The organism is Roseburia hominis (genome assembly GCA_040702975.1).
Taxonomy (GTDB): domain Bacteria; phylum Bacillota; class Clostridia; order Lachnospirales; family Lachnospiraceae; genus Allocoprococcus; species Allocoprococcus hominis_A.
In genome coordinates this window covers 2177968-2199296 of record CP159990.1, presented here as the reverse complement: position 1 = coordinate 2199296, position 21329 = coordinate 2177968, and the positions used below count along the sequence as shown (strand labels likewise).

Below are 21329 nucleotides of genomic sequence, written 5' to 3'. Positions count from 1 at the left end.
ATTTGGTAGGCCAAACCAACCATGAGCTTATTGTAGCACGAATGAATGTATCCGCAAGAATGCACTTTTACGGAAGATACTTTCCAAAAAGATAGCACCCCGCGTGAAAGGAGTCCACTATGCAATACGAAAAAAATCAATTCAACTGTCCGGTAGAAGCCACCCTCTTTTTAATTGGCGGTAAATATAAGCCCCTAATCCTCTGGCATCTGACAGACCATCCATTACACTATATGGAGCTGCAGCGCCTCATTCCAAAGGCAACACCCAAGATGCTCTCACAGCAGCTTCACGCCCTGGAAGATTGCGGTATGATACACCGTGAAGTCATCCCTGAAAAACCGCCCAAGACTATTTATTCCCTGACTTCTTTTGGCAGCAGCATTATTCCCGTTTTGGAGGCCATGTGTCAATGGGGGAACGATTTTCTGGAGAGTCTGGATTAATGGTTTCTGTTGCTGTCCAATAATTTCCATATTCCTCGTTTACCATGTCTCAGACTCTTTTTCAAGCCAGCGCAAAAGCGATGACAGGATAATATACCTTTATTTTTAAGACCATAGCGGTGATAGCTTCTATACGCAAAAGGCAGCAATATAATAGAAATAATAAAATAGAGCAACATAATACACGGAATCTGCCGGAATACATAATTCCCTATCTGGAAAATATTTGGATTTTTGGCACACTCGATCACATTTAACAGCATGTCCGGTGTAAGCTTGAAAAATGTAAGAAATGTGGAAAACGCTCTCCCAATAAACGGCATGACACAAAACAGGAAAAAAGGAACACACACCGCCACATTCGCACTCCTCATTTTCGCCGCGACCAGCATGGTTACAGATGCTGCAAGAAGGCTTGCTATATAACCGCACAAAACTGCAAGCAAATAATACTGCCCGTAAGTCATGGCATAGATGCTATAAGGCTCGTCAATCTGATATGGTGTAAAAAAACCACTGATTCCCATTACCCCAAGAGAGATTAGCGACATGATTCCCATTCCAACCCAATAGACGATGGTTGTCATCAGAAGTCCTGCCATCACCTTATTTTTCACTGCCTTCGTGCGCCCGTACCTCGAAGAAAAGAACACCGCATCCACCCGGCTGCGGAATTCTTCGGCAAATATGCCGGCAGCCAGAAATCCAATCACGATTGCCAGGATCATTCCGTATGTTTCCACATACATCACGATTGTATCCCACGAATCCTTTGCCTCATAGGCAAGCGGCAGGTCTGTTGTTTCATACTGTTCTGTGAGAAATCGCTGTTGCTCTGGTGTTTCACCATATTTTTTCGCCATCTCCTGTAAATTATTTTCATAAATACCGTATAAATTCTTTACCTGCTCATCTTCCAGCTGGTACAAAACACTGGTATCCCAAACCGCATCCAGCGTTAAGACTCCTATCACAAAATTCTCAATATCATTATAGGATTGAATCGTCTTTCCATATATCTCATTCGGCACGTCATCTGGATATTTAAGCCTGATTTCTTTCCTGCTGCTTACCACCTGGGCAATTTTATCTCCGGTCAGTTCTCCTGCCCATCTGTTCCTGTCAGCCGCAAGATGCCTGGACGCTGTAAGCCCTGTATGCTCCGCTCCATCCTCACCGACATAGCGCACACTCCCAATAGCAAACACACTAAGCACCACTGCTGCTAACAGAGCAGCGATAAGTACGATCCGGTTCATTTTCTTAGAAAACACTTTTTTCAATTCATATTTCAGTATCATCTTTATCACCTGCTTTCTCTCCAAAATACAGTAAAAAGGCATCTTCAAGTGTCGCTTCCTCCCGCACCGCCTGCTTTGTCGGCGGAACCTTGGAAAGAATCCGAAGCTCTGCGCCACCTGGTACGGTCTTCACATTATCCACCATATATTTCCCTACAAAATCATTCATTCTTTGTTTCGGGACCGTACAATGCCAGACAGATTCCTCCATAGAAGAAATCAGGTCTTCCGTAGTTCCCGCATAGAAAAATCTGCCATTTTTCATCAGCATGATCTGGTTTGCAATAAACTCCACGTCTGACACAATATGTGTGGAAAGCAATACCAGACGGTCTTCCGATAATTCACTGATCAGATTCCGGAAACGGATTCTTTCATTTGGGTCAAGTCCGGCTGTTGGCTCATCTAATACCAGTATTTTAGGATTATTCAGCATTGCCTGGGCAATCCCTACACGCCTTGCCATTCCGCCGGATAAGGTTTTCATTTTCCTTTTCTCATATTTTGCCAGACCAACCTGGTGCAATAACTGCTTTGTCCTTTTTCTCGCTGCCCCCTGCCGGATTCCTTTGATAGAGGCAATGTACATCATGTAATCATAAATGGACAGATCCGGATAATACCCAAAATCCTGCGGCAGATATCCCAGTACATTACGGTAATCTGCCCCTAATTCAAGAATATTTTTTCCATTCCACAAAATCTCTCCCCCTGTCGGCCGAATCAGCGTGCACAGCATCCTCATCAATGTGGTTTTTCCGGCTCCGTTTACTCCCAAAAGCCCGTACACTCCCTTTTTCATCAAAAAAGAAACATGGTTTACGGCATGTACACCGGAAAATTCTTTTGATACATCTTTAAGTTCTAATTCCATCAATAAATTCCTCCCAACTATTTTCGCAGTTCCTCTGTGATTTTTTTACGCAAAAAACAAAATATCCAAAAGACAGAAGCAAAAGGCCGAGCCAGACCGGTTCCACAATACTCTGATAAATTTCATCATGCATGACAATGACGGTCCATATCCCCATCCATACACCGCTTACCAGCAGTGCCACATATTCCATTTCATCTCTCCTGCTATATAGCAGCCTGAAACAGATACATCCCGAAACATTAAATGGAACCAGGAAATCGGTTATCAGCCTGTAAGCTGAAATCTGTATCGTATAAAAAGAAACCGCAAAGAACACCGTGACCATCACGATATCAGCAACTGCAAACAGTAAAATCCTTGCTGCACATATCTGCCGCAGAGAATAAAATGCTGCCCCCTCAATTTCCATAGCCGAATATTTCTGGTTTTTCCATATTTCCGGTATGATCAGGACAACAAACACCGTTGCCAGAATTCCCATCATCCGTCCCATATCGCCCGCATTATCAGAATCCTTTAACAGAAGCCAGAGCAGAAGCAATACCAGCGCCTGCAGCCCCCACCATCTCTTTTTGATAAACCGGGACTGCTCATATAAAAATTCAAAATAAGATATCCTGCTATTCTCCTCCCCTGTCATCAGATCACGGCAGCGGTCAATCACGTTTTGGACTGCGGCGTCCCTGACATATTCTTTCTGTATCAGTACTTTATAATCCTTGATTTTTTTCCGGTATGCTTTCATTCCCTCACCTCCAGATATTCCGATAATAGTTTCCTGGCCCTGCTGATACGGTACTTAACAAGGGACAGCTTAATATTCAGCAATTCTGCAATGTCTTTCTGTTTTAGTTCCTGAAAGAAAAACAAAATGGCGGCTTCCTTCAGCTCCTCCGGTAAATGATCCACTGCCAGCTCGATATCCATCCTGACTTCTGCATCCCCCATATCATTTCCCGGCATTTCAGGAATTTTCTCCATTGGTATCTCTTTTTTCTTTTTGTAATAGTTCTTAATGATATTTCCGGCAATACAGTATAAATAATTCCTGGTTTTTCCATAATCCGTATATGTCTGCAGGGATTCAAAAAAACGGGTATATGTTTCCTGTGTCATATCCTCAGCAAGCTCACGGTCGTGAATATGCAAAAAGCAGTATTGATATATGGAAGAATAATGCTTCTTTATAAATTGTTCTCCAGCCTGTCCATTTCCATTTTTTGCTTTCTTTATCAGCAAAAAATCCATGTCCATTTATCCCCTCCTTCCCAGCTCTATATAATATAACAACTGACTCTTATAAAAAGTCAGTCATAATTCATATTTTTTTCTGAATATTGTTAAACCATTCAGGGATGCCCAGGCATTACGGTTTCAACTGTCCTATATATTCTTCCAGACAGAGATTCTTATCTTTCATTTCTTTTGCCGCTTCCTCTCCTACATACCGATAATGCCAGGGTTCATTATTTATCCCTGTAATCTCCGTTTTATCCGGAGGGTACCTTTTGATAAATCCATATTTATATGCGTTTTCATCAAGCCAGGTATAAACTGCATCAGAGGACGAACCGGATGTGTCTGCGTTAACAAGAATCAAATTCCATCCAAGGGAAGTATCTGCCTGGTTCATCCCTGATAGAAGGCTTCTGCTTTGTCTTAAAAAACTACCGCCTGTCCGCAGGACCACACTTCCCAAAATAACTACAAGCGCAATAAGCACAATTCTTCTTATATTTTTTTGTATATATATGCTTTTCCTCCCACGTCTTCTCATTAGTTTTTCCTCCAGCATCTCAGAATTTTCTATAAAGCTGTTCGCCATCTGATATATATAACAACTCAGCAGTCGGAAAAGTTAGTATATTTTTCGCTACAACAAAAAACGGTTTTCAGCAGCTTATCGAAGCCACCAAAAACCATATATTTTAACACCCTCGTATTCAAACAGAAACTCTTCAGCAGAATAAAATATCTTTATGTCGCAAGTGTAACTATTCTGCCTGCCCCACGCTGATACTATAGATGAGATGTGTTCAATTTGATTCTGATCATCCTCGCAGATTGCAATATGGATTCTATTGTCCATACTTCGCCCCTCCTTCTTCATAGGTCACATTATATCGAACATCAGTTCTTTTATCAAGTATATTAACTGGTCTATTTGTCTTCCATTATTAATGGGGTGTCTGAACTGTTACAACCGGATCTCAACTACCTCATCTGATATTCAAACAAAGATTGACAAGTTTTTTTAGCAGATATAATATTAAGGTATATATACTTCAAACGTAAGGGGAATGAAACATGAAACAGGCAATAAAATCATACATATGGCGCACGGCCATTTGGCTGACGGCAGCAATTCTTTGGTTCTGTGTTGTCCCTGGCCTGAATGCCAGGGCGGCGCAGACAGAGCCACGGACCATCCGGATTCCCTACGGGATCAATGATCTGCTTCGCCTGGATGAAAATGGCAAACCTACAGGCTATTGTGTAGACTATCTCAATGAACTGGCCCAGCTCAACAACTGGACCTATGAGTACGTCAACTGCACCTGGAACGATGCGGTAGCCATGCTGGAGCGCGGCGAATTGGATATCCTCTTTCCCACCAATTATATGCCGGAACGGGAGGACACCATGGATTTCTCCACACAGGCGGGCGGTTATACCTCCGGCGGTCTGTTTGCCCGGTCTGACACCAGCTATGGCTATGAGAATTTCAGCGCCTACAATGGCGCCCGCATAGCAGTGACCCCCGGTTCTTCCAACGATCAGGCCCTGGTTGATTTTGCCGAGGCCCACGGCTTTACCTATACCCCCGTCTATCTGAATTCTATGGACGAAAAGATCCAGGCGCTTGAAGCAGGTCAGGTTGATATGATTCTGGCCTCTGCCTCCAATGACATCCCCGATACGGTGCTGCTATCCGTATTGGATGCTTCCCCCTTCTATTTCACCGTCAAAGAGGGCAATGCAGCACTGCTCGATGAACTAAACCGTGGGATGCAGCTGCTGATTACCACCGAGCCTGAGCTGGTGGCTGAAACTGCCCAGAAATGCCTTGTGGGATACAATACCAACGCGCTGGCACTGACTGACGGGGAACGTGCCTTTGTGGCTTCGGATCCTGAGATTGTGGTAGGCTTTTATGAAGAAACCGAACCGCTTGCCTATATACAAGATGACGGGACCTACAGCGGCATCTATGTGAAGCTTCTGGAGTGTCTTGGGGACACCGCCGGTCTGAATCTGACCCTGCGCCCCATCAGCCGCTCCCAGAACTGGAAGGAACTGCTGAAAAGCGGTGAGCTTGATTTCTACATCGGCGCTTCAGAAAATTTTGTCCGTCAGGACGATGAGCTATACGCCACCAACGCGATCCTGGAATATGAGAATATCCTCATCATGCAGCGAAACTGTGTATTTGACTCCCTGGACACCCCTGTGATCGCATTGACCAGGGGCCGCTCCTACTGGGCGAAATATCTGCCGGAGCTTTTGCACAAGGATATTGAGATTCAATATTACACCAACGCACGTGAGTGCCTGCTGGCCGTGGCCCACGGTGACGCTGACGCAACGCTGATCAACAATCTGGAGTTTAACTATCACTCCAAAAATGACCGTTTTGCCAATCTGATCCAGTGGCAGAATTTCCAAGCCCCCTCCGAAGTGGGCCTGGTCACGACGACAGATCCGGACAGCCCCATGTTCTCCATCGTCAGCAAGGCAATTAAACAGCTTTCCCCCGATCTAACCAGCTCTATCACCAGCAGCTACCTCAATATGCCGTATGATTCTTACACCCTGGCAGATCAACTGTACGCCTCACGGCTGGTGCTCAGCACCGTAGCCATCTCCATTCTGGCCATTGTCATTATCCTTGTGGTGATATGGCTCGCCCGCCGGCGGCAGCGGGCTGCGGAGGAGGCAATTCAAAAGCGCGAAAAGTATCAGCTGCAAATCCTGGCAGCCCTCAGCCAGGATTACTCCGTGATCTATTATGTGGATCTGGATCGGAATCAAAGCAAGGCAGTCCGGCAGGAGAAAGGGCTGCGGGATACCCCGGATGCAGACGTTCCGCTCTTCCATCAGTATTCTGAGGCAATGCAAAGCTTTCTCAGCACCTATGTGCAGCCGGATACCAGGGATCCTCTGCTGGAACTGTGTGATCCCCAGGCGGTCATCCGCCGGTTCCGGGAAGAAAAGGGCTTTACTGTCCGCTATCGCATCCTTCCGAACCACCGGAATCAGGAGTTCTTTGAGATGCACTTTGTGGACGTAAGCGAGAGCGAGCAGGAACACGCAATGGTTCTGGGCATCCGCTGCGTGGATGAAGCCGTCCACGAGGAGCAGACGCAGAAGCAGCTTCTGCAGGACGCTTTGGAGACCGCCAACCGGGCCAGCGCCGCCAAGTCCGACTTTATGTCAAAAATGTCCCATGACATTCGCACTCCCATGAACGCCATCATCGGTATGACCGCCATTGCGGCCGCCCATGCCGAAAAACCTGACCGTGTGCGGGACGCCCTCAGCAAGATCTCCTCCTCCAGCCGGCATCTGCTGGGCCTCATCAATGAAGTCCTGGATATGAGCAAGGTCGAATCCGGCACCATCAGCCTGGCTGCGGAGGAATTCAGCCTGTCCGATCTGCTTAACAGTATGCTCCTGATGATCCAGCCCCAGATTCAGGCCCACAAACACCGCCTCCAGGTCCACATTCAGGATATTCAGCATGAGAATGTAATCGGCGACAGCCTGCGCATCCAACAGGTATTTCTGAACCTCATGAGCAACGCTGTAAAATACACCCCCGATGGCGGTGAAATCAGCTTCACTGTACGGGAGCAGGCGGTGCCCATAAGCTCCACGGGCTGCTATGAATTCATCATCGAGGACAACGGCATTGGAATGTCTGAGGAGTATTTGACGCACATTTTTGAGCCGTTCAGCCGGGCGGAGGATCTGCGTACCAGCAAGATACAGGGCACCGGTCTGGGTATGGCCATTACCCAGAACATCGTACATATGATGAACGGCAACATAACCGTGGAAAGTCAGCTGGGCAAAGGCTCAAAATTCACCGTGACCATTTACCTGCGGCTTCAGGATGCGCAGGACATTGATACGTCAGAACTGACGGACCTTTCAGTACTGGTGGTGGACGATGATGACTGTGCCTGTGAGTCCCTCTGCACCATGCTTGATGAGATCGGAATGCGCAGTGAAGGCTGTACTTCCGGTCAGGATGCCGTTGCAGCGGTTCAGCGCGCGATGAATACGGCGCTCCCGTTCTATGCTGCCATTCTTGACTGGAAAATGCCCGGCATGGACGGCCTGGACACCGCCAGGGCTATTAAGCGTCTGGTCGGCGACACGCTTCCCATTATTATTCTCTCGGCCTATGACTGGTCCGATATTGAACTGGAAGCACGAGCCGCCGGCGTAGATGCGTTCCTCAGCAAGCCTGTATTCAAATCCGGGCTGATCCGGACGTTTAAAGCCCTGAGAAACGAGGCACCGGAAGATTCCGGTCAGACCTCCCCGCTGGAACCGCTTTTGCAAAATGACTTCTCCGGGCGCCGGGTTCTTCTGGTTGAGGACAATGACCTGAACCGGGAAATCGCACGAGAGGTCCTGGAGATGGCCGGGCTTACCGTTGAAGAGGCTGAAAACGGTCAGATCGCCGTGGATCTGTTCTCCGCCTCCAAAGCCGGCTATTACAGCCTGATTCTGATGGACATTCAAATGCCCGTCATGAATGGCTATGATGCGGCGGCGGCCATCCGCGCGCTGAAGCGCCCGGATGCACTGCGAATCCCCATCCTTGCTATGACTGCCAATGCCTTTGTAGAGGACATTCAAGCCGCCAAGGCCGTCGGTATGAACGAGCATCTGGCCAAACCCATCGACTTTGAGACGCTCGGCTCGGCTCTGAAAAAATATCTGTAAAACGTTTTGGGGCTGTCTCAAAAGAGCAACTGAAAAAATACAGGGCTATCGGGAAATAGATTCCCCTAGACAGAGGAACCGGTGACTCGAATGAGTCACCGGTTCCTCTGTGGTCTAAACTACCGCACAAAATGATCCGACCTAGTGTACTCCATGATTGTACCACATGGCAGGTGTTTTTCATATCTGCTTATTTACTATACAATAAAACAAGAAATCAGTGCATCCGCATGCCAGGTAGACGGTAATGCTTCCGGAGAAATTAAGTAACTGACTGTAGATAGTGGAATTTCATTCTGCTGGCACCATTCGTTACGGGACAGACCGCTTTCCTGAAAAGAGCTGATCCAGCCTGCCCAAAGATCTGCCTTCGAAGTTAGATTTTCATGCATACAAACACATCCATCATTTGAATTTTATCGTATCAAATCTGGAGGAATACTTGTAGATACGGGTTATTACTATTTACATTTCATCGCACAAGAATATTCATTCAGGATACATCTTATAAGAATCTGGAAATAATTCTCTTTCCATTCATAATGCCGCAATCGAGTAGGAAAAACTAATCTGCAGAGCGTTTTATGTTTCATAGGACGCTCTTTCCTATGAAATAAAGAAAAACTCCCCAGATAATCTGGGGAGCCTCCAGAAGCTATACCTTTCGGTCCTACGGCTTCTTTTAAACATTATATAGTACCCACTGTACCCTGATTTCCCAGGTATGGGACTTAATCATAGTATCTCTCGCTTATTTTCATTATATACAAACAGCTTCCCCCTGTCAATACTATTTTTCTTTTCTTGAGTTTCCGCAGTTAGTCACTTGTAATCCGAAATTCAACCCTTGGGTGGAATTTAATCTTTCCGCAGTTTCCACCGTTCTGTTCAGTTCTACCCTCACTGCTTTTAAACCATCAGCCTATTTATACACAACTACCAATGCGATTACTTTCATCATAGAGCATAGATATGATGATAACAAAATGCTTTTGAAGCTGGATTCCATAGGGTGGGATTATGTAATTCGCCTGACCGCAAAACATAAGTTGTTGCACCACAGCAAAGGAGTGTTTGCTAACGAGTTTTGTAACTGCAGGAAAGAAAAAGTAAAACTGTCTCTGTTTTACAAGGGCAAAATACATGGTATTTGTCTTTCCCATGTGCAAGTACAAATCACTGCATCCAGTCAAGTGTTTTTTACAAACCATATGCCCTTCTGAACTTTCCCTTCACCATTTCAAAGTCCTCCGGCGTAAGTGTTCCAATGCACCCCCTGTCTGCATCAAGCCTTGATTTGCTGACCGCACGGATTTCTTCGCACTGCACCATGCTGTCCTTATCAAGGAAATCATAAACATGCATGGAAGCCGGTACCTTTCTTCCCGGAGATATCATTTTACCTTCATCAGACGTATTGGAATAAAGCAGGAGCCATGAATCCTGTGCAGGAAGATTGTTGGCATTCACTTTACCCTTTGCGTCCGTAATACAGACCACAACCACCTTTTCCGAATTATTGATACGATTATTGGACATCACAAGCACCGGACGGATCTTGTTCTTTTCCGTGCCGATGTTATATCCCATATCGCAGTACCAAATCTGCCCATGTAGGACCTGTCTGCGTTTACTGGTATTGAATTTTGAGATCCGGTTATAATCGACCTTATTCTTCAGCCATCCAGCTATATTATAGTATTCCTGTGCTTCTGGGTTCATATTCCACCTCTTTTCAACCCTTTATCTGTTTGGCCGTTTCTATCAACTTGCCAAAATTCTCTTTCAGTTCATTTGCATCTGTATCAGGACCCCAACTAATTCTGACAGAGCATTCAATATCTTCCTCAGGTATTCCCATTGCAGAAAGCACGTAACTGGGAGCATAGCTTTTGATGTACAGGCAGATCCATTAGATAGACTGCAATACTGCTTTGAAGAAATCATCAGCGCTTCAGATATTACTCCCGGAATGCAAACATTGATTGTGCTGTTAACACAATAATCTTGATTTCCGTTAAGACGATACTCTAAACCTACCGGAGGAAGCTTATATCCAGATTTTCTAAGTACAAGGGCTCCAATTCCCTGAGGTCCTTGCATTTTATGCGCATTTAGTGAAAGCATGTTATATTTTAGATACATTTTTCTTCTATAATACATCCTGTTTTAATAACAAAATAGAGGAACGATGTTTACAGGCTTTTATATCTTTCCAAGCTATAGTGTATCACAGATTGGTCCCCTTCTCAACCAAACAATCCAAGAAATGCCCCACATTAAAAATGGCTTCCGAACTTAAGTCACCAGAAGCCAAATTTCCCTTCCTATACAAATACACGCGCACTAAATTATTGATACAGAAAACTAAACACTTTACCACCTGCAGTAAACATTCTTAAATATTCTGTTTCAAACAATTCTTAATGTCATCCTCTGCATTACTGATGGGTCGCAGATCAAAAGTATCCGCCAGATACTGCAGCACATTCGGGCTCAAAAACGCTGGCAGAGTCGGCCCCAGATAAATCCCTTTTATTCCCAGGCTCAGTAATGCCAGCAAGTCAGCGACCGCCTTTTGCTCATACCAGGATATGATCAGTGAGAGAGGCAGACCATTCACATCGGTATCAAAGGCGTCCGCCAAAGCCGTTGCAATCCGTATGGCGGAATACACATCATTGCACTGCCCAATGTCCAGGAGCCTAGGCAGTCCTGCCACCTCTCCGAAATCCAGCTTGTTAAATCTGTATTTTCCGCACGCCAGCGTTAAGATCATGCAGTCTTCAGGAACCAGCTTTGCAAACTCCGTATAATAATTTCGCCCGGGTCTCGCTCCGTCACATCCTCCGATCAGGAAAAAATGTCTGATTTTTCCTGTCTTTACCGCCTCCACGATTTTTTCAGCATAACTTAAGGTAGCATGATGCCCGAATCCTACCAGGATCTCATGTGGCTCCTGATCTTCCGGATAGCCTCCCAGTTCAAGCGCCTGTTGAATAATCTCGCTGAAATCCTTGTCCCCGTTTTCTTTTCTGCCGATGTGCTTTACCCCTTCCCAGCCCACCACATTCGTGCTGTAGATTCGGTCTTTATAGCTCTCTCTCGGCCGCATCAGGCAATTTGTCGTCATTAAAATACATCCCGGAAGACTGTCGAACTGTTTTTGCTGATCCTGCCATGCACCTCCGAAATTTCCGACAAGGTGGGGATATTTCTTTAATCCCTCATACCCATGACAGGGTAGCATTTCGCCGTGTGTATAGACATTGACTCCCGTCCCCTTTGACTGCTCCAGAAGCATTTCCAGATCCTTCAGATCATGACCGGAAACAATAATGAAAGGCCCCTTCCTCATATGGGTATTGACCTTGTGAGGAGTCGGATTTCCATAAACCTCCGTATTGGCCTCATCCAGCTTTTTCATGACTTCGATCGCCGTTTCCCCGGTGCGCATCGTCATCCGGATCAATTCTTCTACTGTAAGATCATCGTCCGTGATAGCCTCCAATGCCTGAATATAAAAATCATCTACCTGGTCACTGTAATACCCCAGCGCCCTTGCCTGATGCCCATAGGCACTGATCCCTTTAAGTCCATATAGAATTGTCTGTCTCAGGGAACGGATATCCGGATCCAGGGATTTATCATACATGATTCCTGCCAGAGGTGCGTCTTTTAGCATCTCCGTTTTTGTCTCCGGAAGATTGTAGGAGGCATGAGCCGTATGATTTTTGATCTCCCCTGCCATATCCCTCAAATTCTCTTTGATTTTCTGTGATTCTCTCAATAATTCTACATGTATTTTTGCGTCAAAATTCACATTTGTAAGTGTTGTAAAAAGAACATTTTCGATAAAACTTATCACATTTTTATCTATGACCTGTCCTTCTTCTGCCAGGGCTTTTCCATAACAGCTGATCCCTTTAATCTGAAAAATCATTAAATCCTGCAGGTTGGCAATTTCCGGTGTCTTTCCGCAAACGCCCAGCTTCGTGCAGCCCTTTCCATTTGCCGTCTGTTCACACTGGTAACAGAACATCTCATAGCCTAAATCCATATTATTACCCATATGCTGACCATCCTTATCCTTCATTTTTACAGTATAGTATCGGCCAGCCTTTGAAAAATATACCCGGCTATCGAAGTAAAGCATTTATTAAGGCTATTACACATCTGTCCGCCAGATTTTGCAATAGTATTTTAAGGCTATTACGCATCTGTTCATCAGATTCCGCAATAGCCTTTTTATCACTTACTTTCCGCCGCATTCTGCAGATCCATAAGAGCTTCTGCCAGCATAGCGTCAGATCTTACCGCCCTGGCATACTGCTGCTCCACCATATGGAAAAGCCTTTTCGCATCTTCATGCTGTGTCACGCGGGCAATATACTGCTGGAGTCTGATATCCCTGACCTGGCTGTCCAGCTTAAGTCCCCCGTCTTCCTCCTCCTTCGCATAGAATGTCCCAAGTCCCGGGACATAAGTATAAATATCCTGAATCTTCATCCGATATGTAACAAACACCACATACGTGCCCTTTGTCTTACCGTTCTTCTGGTAAATAATCAGATCGTCGTAGGATTCCGCAAACCTGGCGTTCTCTCCCAGACGCTCGTAGTATTTTTGAACTGCACCGCATATCCTGCCATTTTTACTAAGTCCCAGGGGGTTCGTCTCCATCTCCTCGCAACCGGCATTTTCCTCTGCGACAGGAACGGATACGACTTGCAGTTCTGTATCATTGGTCAGAAAAAACACTGCCATCATGCCGAACAATACTACAAGAAACGCACCGATTATAATATTCGCACGCTGCTGATCCCAGTAGACCCGGCAGATGTCCCTGACTCTTTCTGCCATGACAACTCCTCCTTATTCCTTCCCATGATACCCTTTTCCTCCGATTCCCGTCAATAGCGAAAAAACACTACTTTTGGAAAATTCCAAAAAATAAAACAAACAGTTGAAAAAAACACTATTTTATTATAAAATTATATGAGTGAGAAATTGACGCCTGGTCGGGAATGTCACAGCTTTTCGCCAGGTATATTCAGCAATTAAAATTCTGCCCATAAATAGGGCATATACGAGGAGGATTACAATGATTTCAGCAGGCGATTTTAGAAATGGTCTTACCGTTCTGATCGAGGGTAACATTTACCAGATTCTGGAGTTCCAGCATGTAAAACCGGGTAAAGGCGCTGCCTTCGTGAGAACTAAACTGAAAAACATCATCAGCGGCGGAGTTGTAGAAAAGACCTTCCGTCCTACCGAGAAATTTGATACTGCTCATATCGACAGAAAAGACATGCAGTACTTATATTCTGACGGCGAACTGTTCCACTTCATGGACGTAGAGACATACGACCAGATTGCGATTGATCAGGATACTATCGGTGATGCACTGAAGTTCGTAAGAGAGAACGAGATGGTAAAGGTATGCTCCCACCAGGGCAACGTATTTTCCGTTGAGCCGCCTCTTAACGTAGAGCTTGAGATCACTGAGACTGAGCCGGGCGTAAAGGGCGACACCGCAACAGGTGCTACCAAACCTGCGACCGTTGAGACAGGCGCTACTGTTCTGGTACCGCTGTTCGTGAACCAGGGCGATAAGATCAAGATTGATACCCGTACCGGAGAATATCTCTCCAGAGCATAAGCGTATACGGGTCTTATTTTGAAAGTGAAAAACGGGCTATTTTTTAGCTATATTTCACAAAAATAATACGGACAAATGAGCCGGAATTGCGTATAACCCCCGTGATTCCGGTTTTTTTGCGTGTCAAAAACATTTTGACTGATAAAAAAAGTAGTTGAAAAAGTGAGGCATCTGGCATTATAATCGACTCACATACCTGATATACAGATATGTTTGTTCAAATCATATTTCCTTTGTTGGGGCGTGACAGGAAGGAGATTATATGGAAAAAAGAGATATGACTTATATTCAGTTTGTAGAGATAATGCAGCGGGAAGTCCGGGAACAGATGCAGCCGGAAGTGCAGGTGGAGCTGCATACAACGATGAAGAACAACAGCACGCGCAAGATTGGTCTCGTTCTGATGCAGAAAGGAATCAATATGTCACCCACGATTTATATGGAGGAATTCTACAGCCGTTATCTGGGCGGAACGGAGATTCCCGCTCTGGTGCAGGTCGTCCGTAATATTTATGAGAAGGTCAAGGTACAGAACTCTTATCCCTTCGAGAATATCCTGTCTTTTCCAAAAGTGAAGGACAAGATCTGCTATCAGCTCATTCAGAAGACGACGAACCGTCAGCTTCTTGATCAGGTTCCCCATGATGACTACCTGGATCTTGCGGTGGTATATTACATTCTGCTCGAGAACACTGATTTTGGTGATGCCACGCTTACCGTCCGCAACGAGCATCTGCACCGTTGGAATGTGGCACAGGAGGAGGTAGCAGAAGCCGCGCGCAGGAACACTCCTCACCTTCTTCCACTCTCCATGTACCCGATGGTCGGACATCTGCACATCCTCACAAACAACGCTCGCAGCCTGGGAGCCGCCGCGATTCTCTACCCCAACGCCCTGGAACACGCATATGAGATGCTGGGTGAGAATTTCTATATCCTGCCCAGCAGTATCCACGAAGTGATTCTGATTCCCGAAAGCCACGGCATCAGACGCACGCAGCTCGATGTCATGGTAAAGGAAGTCAATGCGAATGAACTGGAGCCGTCAGAAGTTTTATCGGAACATGTATATTATTACAGCGGGAAAGAAAAACGAATGCTGGATTAGCGACTAATGAACCTTCATTCAGGCATACCAGGCAGCTGGCATAAGATCTGCCGGACCTTATTTCAGGTATACTTGGCAACCGGGATGAACATCCACTGGGCGCTCAGGGATGCATGGCAACGCAAAAGAGCACGGCAGAATGAACTGTACGTGCTCTTTTGACGTCTCTGATCAGAATCGAACTGACGCACCCGCCTCCGGAGGGCGGTGCTCTATCCACTGAGCTACAGAGACAATATTTAATATAGCACTCTGCTCCCAAAAAATCAAGTGTTTGTTTTATTTTTTTCATCTCTTGATATCTTTGTATTTATTGCATATAATAAACTTAAGATAAACACATGCATAACACATTCATATGTATGTTTCTATGTTAAGGAGGGCTTTTTATGAAGGAACAAACACTAATTCAATTTCGTGCAGATAAAGCTTTGAAACAGGAAGTGGCAGAAATCGGGAGTTTGACAGTTAAATAATGGAAAAAGTACTTGCAGGCCCCATAAAGCCTGTATTTTTTTGTCAAATCTTATTCGTTTTGTTGTGGCTATTTGTAGCTATATGTGGTATAATAAGGATTAGGAGGTGTTTGCCATGAAACTTACAGTAAGCAAATCGAAAAATTCTGCATCCTTTTATGTACAGAAAACAATCCGAAAACCAGATGGCCGTGTGACCACTGTCACAGTTGAAAAACTTGGCAACCTGACAGAAGTCACCGCAAAAGCCGGTGGTAAGGATCCCTATGTATGGGCACAGGAGTATGTCAATGAATTAAATCGCAAAGAGTATGATGAGAACAAAGAAATCCTTATCAGCTATTCTCCTTCAAAGCTCCTGAAGAAAAATGAACAGAAGCTTTTTAACTGCGGTTATCTCTTCCTGCAGAACATTTATTATAGTTTGGGGCTGGACAAAATATGCAGGGATATTTCCTCCCGTCATTCTTTTGCTTATGATTTGAATGATGTCCTTTCGAAGCTTATTTATACAAGAATTCTTTATCCATCTTCAAAACTGTCCTCCAACAGACAGGCCACGAAATTTATTGAGCAGCCCACATTCGAACTGCATGACATCTACAGGACCCTTTCTGTCCTTTCGGAAGAAAATGATCTTATACAGGCACAGCTTTATAAAAACAGCCAGAAGGTCTGCGAACGCAGGAAAGATGTCCTTTATTATGACTGTACGAATTACTTCTTTGAGATTGAAGAGGCAGATGATCTGCGCCGCTATGGAAAATCCAAACAGCACCAGCCCCTCCCTATCGTTGGTATGGGACTGTTCATGGATCACGACGGCATTCCGCTGGCCTTCGATATTTATCCCGGAAACAAAAATGAACAGCCCACTTTGAAACCACTGGAGCAAAAAGTACTCCGCGATTACGGACTTGACCAGATCATCGTCTGTACAGATGCAGGGCTTTCTTCCAAGACAAACCGGAAGTTCAATGACAGAAAGATTAATGGTGTACAGCTCCGTAGTTTTATTACCATACAATCCATAAAACAGCTGCCTGACTATCTCAAGGATTTTGCACTTGATCCAGACGGATGGCACCTGCCAGGTTCTGATGAAACCTTTAATCTCAACGAGATCGATGAAGCAAAGAATTATAAAAACATTTTTTATAAGGATCGCTGGATCAAAGAGGACCTCTCCCAACGGAAGATCAAAAAAGGAGCCCAGCCATTAGAACAACATCTGGTCGTTTCTTTTTCTCCAAAATATAAAGCTTATCAGAGGAAGATCCGGAACGGGCAGGTCGAGCGTGCACAGCAGCTTATTAATGATGGGAAGTATAAACAGCGTCCCAAGAACCAGAATGACCCGCACAGATTTATCTCCAGAGAGAAAGCAACCAAAGATGGAGAAGTCTGCTCAGAAGAGATCGTGTATCTTAATACAGATGCAATCCGGGAAGAAGAACGTTATGATGGTTTCTATGCTGTATGCACGAACCTGGATGATATGAGTGTAGAAGAGATCGTAAGAATCAACAAGAAGCGCTGGGAGATTGAAGAATGTTTCCGGGTCATGAAAACGGAATTCAGGGCCCGCCCCGTATACCTTCAGACAGAAGACCATATCCGTGCCCATTTCATCACTTGTTTTATAGCACTTGTTATCTACAGGATTCTGGAAAAGGAACTCAAAGAAGCCTATACATGTGAGGAAATCATAGATACTTTAAAGAACATGATGATGGCCCGCCCCGGTGAGAAACTGGGGTACACACCCGTTTATACAAGGACGGATCTGACGGACAGACTACACGAAACAGCCGGATTCCGTACCGATTATCAAATCATAACTGATGTAAATATGAGGAAAATAATACGAGCCTCAAAGAAGAAAAAGTAATAATATATAGCTACATTTTGAACAACAAAAAAATCCGTAGAAAGCTTGATTTTACAGCAATCTACGGATTTTTACTGTCAAAGATGGGAATATAGCACTCTGCTCCCAAAAAATCAAGTGTTTGTTTTATTTTTTTCATCTCTTGATATCTTTGTATTTATTGCATATAATAAACTTAAGATAAACACATGCATAACACATTCATATGTATGTTTCTATGTTAAGGAGGGCTTTTTATGAAGGAACAAACACTAATTCAATTTCGTGCAGATAAAGCTTTGAAACAGGAAGTGGCAGAAATCTATGAAGCTTTGGGTATGGATTTACCTACGGCATTCCGCATGTTTATGACACGTTCAAAACAGGTGCGCGGATTACCTTTTGAAGCAACGTTACCAGAAACTACTATTACCAGAACTGACGCGCTGAATGCCATTTCTATGCTGCGCAGACAGGCATCTGACGTACCAGAAATGACATTAGAAGAAATCAACGCAGAAATCGCTGACGCGCGTGCTGCAAGAAAGGCGGTACAAGAATGAAATGTTGTGCGGTTATTGACACAAATGTAATCATCTCAGCACTTCTCGTATTGCATGCTATTAAGCAGTTTGGTATTGAAGTTTTCCCGCAGCCCACGGGTGAAATCCTGATAGATATGGATGATTTAATATTTTACGAAGTAGCCATGGAAAAACGTAATGAAAATGCGTATCTTATAACTGGCAATCAAAAACATTATCCTATTCAAGATTTTATTGTTACACCCACAGAAATGATGCAGATTTTGGATAACCAATGAGAGCAGAGGCTTTATGTCTCTTATGATTTATCGATCTGTAAATTCCCTTGCGAACGTTCCTCGTCCATCTGCACCATACTCCCCAGCAGTTCCCATGCTGCATCACGCTCTTTCCTCTGCTCCGGCGTCAGTTCTTCATACCTGCACAACATCGGGTGCTGCCTCTTCGCATCGTCACGGACAGGGCCATAACTCCAATTATAAAAGGTATAGAACCGAAGCCACCGCATATGATCCAGCTTACGATACTCCTCTCTTGCCTCCTCTGAGACAACATTCTGCCTAAACCTGGCATATGCCTTCTCCATCGACGAATCCGTAAGCTCCGTAATCGTCTCATCACCCAGCAGAATCCGCACCTTCATCAGAAGGTGGTCCGCCGCCACGATCTTGGACTGCCTGTGAAAATCATCTAATTCTTCCCAGCTGAGTGTTGGATAAGAGACCGCTCTTCGAAAAATCTCATTGATGGTAATTGCAGCCCGGTTCAGCTCCGTCCGTATGATCTGCCAGGAGGTGTAGATTTCTTCATTGGTTCCAAAATACGATACCCCCGGCGCCCTCCGGCTGCTGCGCAGATCAATCCGCCCATGGATTCTGTAATACTTATTCAGTCTCCAGAAAATACTCCAGCCATTCTGCTCATCATCTTCACAGATAATGATCCGGTCTGCCCTTTCAAGAATCTCTCGATTCTCTCCCCAAAAACCGGTATGGAAAATCAGGGAATCTCTTGTATCAGATTCTTCATTAATGGAAAACAATTCTCCCAATCGATAATGCAGTGTCAAAAACTCATCTACACTGTCGGAACGCAAATCCGGTGTTTCCTCCCCTAGAGCTGCCTGCTCTCTGCGCTGAAGCTCTGCCGTCCCCTCACTTAAGTATGACTGACCGCTCAAAATATGATAGGCTACATGTTGGTCAGTGGCGATGATATTGGTCAAAATCGCCCGCTCCAGAATGCTGTATCCATAATTTCCAAAGCCGATGAGCACGATTGTTTTTTCATGCCTGCATAAAGGTTTCGACCTCCAATACTGTCTGGCACAACATTCATAGCTATGGAAAAAATGAATATTTCCCGATAGCTTATCCTGCCCGTTAGTCGTTCTCGCATACACCTCAACCGGCAATTCGTGAAGGTTCACCGCCCGGCTGTTCATACCGATGTCATTTTCCTTCATCAGAAAGACCTTGCACTTCGTACCAACATTCTTCTTTTGCGCCACAATTCTGTCCGGGGACGCACTGAGAAACAGACAAGGATAATTGGGGCTTTCGCTCTGACCGCTCCTCTTCTCACCAAATATAATGACTGCATCTGTGTCTTCCTTACAAATATTAGCTGCCAGCGTGTTGGATTCCACACCGTAATCCGCAAAATAATACCAATTCTTATGCCGCTGAAACTGAAGCAGCAGAAATGGCAATCCCTCGCTGGTAAGAAAAGACACCGCCGCCCCGAGCAAAGTCACCATAATCCCGGCGGACAAAATCAAAAAAATAATTCCCACCACATGTCCCAGCGGGGTTACCGGTATCAGATCGCCGTACCCCACTGTCGTCAGCGTGACCAGAGAATACCAGATTGCATCGCCAAAGGTCCGGATTATGGCGTGATCGCTGGACGACTCGGAAAAATAAAGAATAGTCAAAAGGGCTATGTATATCAGAAATACGGCTGCGATTATATACAGATAGATTTTCTTTCTCGGCTTCATGGCTTGGCTGTCTCCTTGGACTCACTTTTCATGGTAGCTCAGAGGGTACGCTACGCTTGTCGTCCCCCCTGTTCTCTACTTATTACCATAACACAAATCAGGGGGACCCGGCAATGAAAAATAGCAGTTCATTAATGATTAGTTAACGTAGGAGGAACCGGGCGTTCATTAAAAATACGACAAATAAAGTTTAAACACGAGAACTCACTTTTTATTCTCCTGAAAGCAATGCTCTCGGAGCAATTTTCCTGATTTTCAAAGATAACAGGCACGCCACCACAAAAGTAAATAATACGAGACCGATACCCGCAGCTATGGTAAATCCGATTGGAACGGTAAACGTGCATTTTACGATTCCGATACCACTTAAGAATAATGCGGTCAGCGGATTAATGATCTGGCTGCATACGATAAGCCCAACCACGATAGCTAAAATGGTCGTGGGCATGAATGACAACGCTGTTTGCAGAATCAGCTGTCCTGTCGTAAAACCAAGCGCCTTCATAATTCCATAATCACGATTTTTATTATTCAGCATCGTTCGCACAAGCAGGTACAGAACGAAAGCTATTATTCAAGCGATGTCAGTTTTACAGAGGTTCCGTCTACAAGAACCTGCCTCGCATTAAAATCCTCAGTCAAACGCCCGTCAGCGTACCTCTCTTTACTCTTGCTTCCGTACCGTTTCAGTACCGCCTTGACTTTTGCCAAGAGGACGCTGAGAGAATAAGGCTTTTGTATATAATCATCACCGCCTATACTGAACGCGATAATCTGATCGTCATCGCTCGTTCGCGCTGAAATGAAGAGAATGGGGATTTCGGTGGTCTCCCGAAGTTCTTTGCACAACGAAAAACCACTGCCATCACCGAGGTTGATATCAAGTAAAAGCAGTTCCGCTGTGTTTTCCCTGAAAAAATCTCTGCAATCTGAAACACTATATGCGATCGCAGTTTTAACGCCAAACAAATTGAAATATTCGGCAGTACTGTCTGCAAGCAGCTTTTCATCGTCTATGATCAAGCAATCATATGTCATCTTTACTCGTCCTTTCCATTCTCTTATTATCAGCCTGCGCCTCTCC

19 protein-coding genes, 1 tRNA gene and 1 pseudogene are annotated in these 21329 nt (G+C 44.9%); 7 read left to right on the top strand and 14 right to left on the bottom strand.

Features of this window, described 5'->3' with window-relative positions:
* Positions 1-119: 119 nt before the first annotated feature.
* Entirely contained in the window at positions 120-446 is a 327-nt protein-coding gene (locus tag ABXS75_10220) for a helix-turn-helix domain-containing protein (GenBank protein ID XCP83464.1), read from the top strand.
* On the opposite strand, the gene ABXS75_10215 is transcribed toward ABXS75_10220, so the two are convergent.
* The 6 genes and pseudogenes from ABXS75_10215 to ABXS75_10190 form a co-directional block, all read right to left on the bottom strand.
* Positions 443-1747, bottom strand: a complete 1305-nt coding sequence (locus tag ABXS75_10215; GenBank protein ID XCP87131.1) for an ABC transporter permease — start codon at positions 1745-1747, stop codon at positions 443-445. The genes ABXS75_10220 and ABXS75_10215 overlap by 4 nt on opposite strands.
* Positions 1731-2621 (bottom strand): ABC transporter ATP-binding protein, encoded by an 891-nt coding sequence (locus tag ABXS75_10210; GenBank protein ID XCP83463.1) that lies wholly within the window; start codon positions 2619-2621, stop codon positions 1731-1733. Before ABXS75_10210 ends, ABXS75_10215 begins: the two co-directional genes overlap by 17 nt.
* The gene (locus ABXS75_10205; protein XCP83462.1) at positions 2605-3369 is read right to left on the bottom strand and encodes a hypothetical protein; all 765 of its coding nucleotides are present in this window, start codon (positions 3367-3369) and stop codon (positions 2605-2607) included. Before ABXS75_10205 ends, ABXS75_10210 begins: the two co-directional genes overlap by 17 nt.
* A complete protein-coding gene (locus ABXS75_10200; GenBank protein ID XCP83461.1) occupies positions 3366-3878 on the bottom strand; it encodes an RNA polymerase sigma factor in 513 nt (170 codons plus the stop codon). Before ABXS75_10200 ends, ABXS75_10205 begins: the two co-directional genes overlap by 4 nt.
* A gap of 112 nt (positions 3879-3990) precedes the next feature.
* Positions 3991-4206: pseudogene (locus ABXS75_10195) on the bottom strand (D-alanyl-D-alanine carboxypeptidase family protein).
* 318 nt (positions 4207-4524) lie between these two features.
* Entirely contained in the window at positions 4525-4713 is a 189-nt protein-coding gene (locus ABXS75_10190; protein ID XCP83460.1) for a hypothetical protein, read from the bottom strand.
* A 218-nt stretch (positions 4714-4931) separates the two neighbouring features.
* On the opposite strand from ABXS75_10190, the gene ABXS75_10185 reads away from it, so the two are divergent.
* Entirely contained in the window at positions 4932-8582 is a 3651-nt protein-coding gene (locus tag ABXS75_10185) for a response regulator (GenBank protein XCP83459.1), read from the top strand.
* 197 nt (positions 8583-8779) lie between these two features.
* Here ABXS75_10185 and ABXS75_10180 read toward each other — a convergent pair whose 3' ends face one another.
* The 4 genes from ABXS75_10180 to ABXS75_10165 all read right to left on the bottom strand — a co-directional run bounded on the left by ABXS75_10180 (position 8780) and on the right by ABXS75_10165 (position 13445).
* Complete coding sequence (locus tag ABXS75_10180) at positions 8780-8974, bottom strand: hypothetical protein (protein ID XCP83458.1); 195 nt, start codon at positions 8972-8974, stop codon at positions 8780-8782.
* A gap of 808 nt (positions 8975-9782) precedes the next feature.
* Positions 9783-10304 (bottom strand): type II toxin-antitoxin system PemK/MazF family toxin, encoded by a 522-nt coding sequence (locus ABXS75_10175; GenBank protein ID XCP83457.1) that lies wholly within the window; start codon positions 10302-10304, stop codon positions 9783-9785.
* Positions 10305-10980: 676 nt separating this feature from the next.
* Positions 10981-12654, bottom strand: a complete 1674-nt coding sequence (gene hcp, locus ABXS75_10170) for a hydroxylamine reductase (GenBank protein ID XCP83456.1) — start codon at positions 12652-12654, stop codon at positions 10981-10983.
* Between the two features lie 179 nt (positions 12655-12833).
* The gene (locus ABXS75_10165) at positions 12834-13445 is read right to left on the bottom strand and encodes a hypothetical protein (GenBank protein XCP83455.1); all 612 of its coding nucleotides are present in this window, start codon (positions 13443-13445) and stop codon (positions 12834-12836) included.
* 241 nt (positions 13446-13686) lie between these two features.
* Between ABXS75_10165 and efp the strand changes: the two genes are divergently transcribed.
* Both efp and ABXS75_10155 read left to right on the top strand, forming a co-directional pair.
* Positions 13687-14244, top strand: coding sequence for an elongation factor P (gene efp / locus ABXS75_10160; protein XCP83454.1), 558 nt, complete (start codon positions 13687-13689; stop codon positions 14242-14244).
* Positions 14245-14506: 262 nt separating this feature from the next.
* Entirely contained in the window at positions 14507-15352 is an 846-nt protein-coding gene (locus ABXS75_10155) for a DUF5688 family protein (protein ID XCP83453.1), read from the top strand.
* A 162-nt stretch (positions 15353-15514) separates the two neighbouring features.
* Here the strand turns inward: ABXS75_10155 and ABXS75_10150 are convergent.
* Positions 15515-15586, bottom strand: a tRNA-Arg gene (locus ABXS75_10150).
* A gap of 357 nt (positions 15587-15943) precedes the next feature.
* Between ABXS75_10150 and ABXS75_10145 the strand changes: the two genes are divergently transcribed.
* The 3 genes from ABXS75_10145 to ABXS75_10135 all read left to right on the top strand — a co-directional run bounded on the left by ABXS75_10145 (position 15944) and on the right by ABXS75_10135 (position 18521).
* Positions 15944-17719 carry an IS1634 family transposase gene (locus tag ABXS75_10145; GenBank protein XCP83452.1) on the top strand — a complete coding sequence of 592 codons (1776 nt, stop codon included), beginning with the start codon at positions 15944-15946 and terminating at the stop codon, positions 17717-17719.
* Between the two features lie 236 nt (positions 17720-17955).
* Complete coding sequence (locus ABXS75_10140; protein ID XCP83451.1) at positions 17956-18261, top strand: type II toxin-antitoxin system RelB/DinJ family antitoxin; 306 nt, start codon at positions 17956-17958, stop codon at positions 18259-18261.
* On the top strand, positions 18258-18521 hold the full coding sequence (locus ABXS75_10135) for a hypothetical protein (GenBank protein XCP83450.1): 264 nt from the start codon (positions 18258-18260) through the stop codon (positions 18519-18521). Before ABXS75_10140 ends, ABXS75_10135 begins: the two co-directional genes overlap by 4 nt.
* 20 nt (positions 18522-18541) lie before the next feature.
* Here ABXS75_10135 and ABXS75_10130 read toward each other — a convergent pair whose 3' ends face one another.
* From ABXS75_10130 to ABXS75_10120, 3 genes are all read right to left on the bottom strand, one after another.
* Positions 18542-20245 carry an ion channel gene (locus tag ABXS75_10130; GenBank protein ID XCP83449.1) on the bottom strand — a complete coding sequence of 568 codons (1704 nt, stop codon included), beginning with the start codon at positions 20243-20245 and terminating at the stop codon, positions 18542-18544.
* 211 nt (positions 20246-20456) lie between these two features.
* Positions 20457-20783 carry an FtsX-like permease family protein gene (locus ABXS75_10125; GenBank protein ID XCP83448.1) on the bottom strand — a complete coding sequence of 109 codons (327 nt, stop codon included), beginning with the start codon at positions 20781-20783 and terminating at the stop codon, positions 20457-20459.
* 32 nt (positions 20784-20815) lie between these two features.
* Positions 20816-21283, bottom strand: coding sequence for a response regulator transcription factor (locus ABXS75_10120; GenBank protein XCP83447.1), 468 nt, complete (start codon positions 21281-21283; stop codon positions 20816-20818).
* Positions 21284-21329 lie beyond the last annotated feature (46 nt).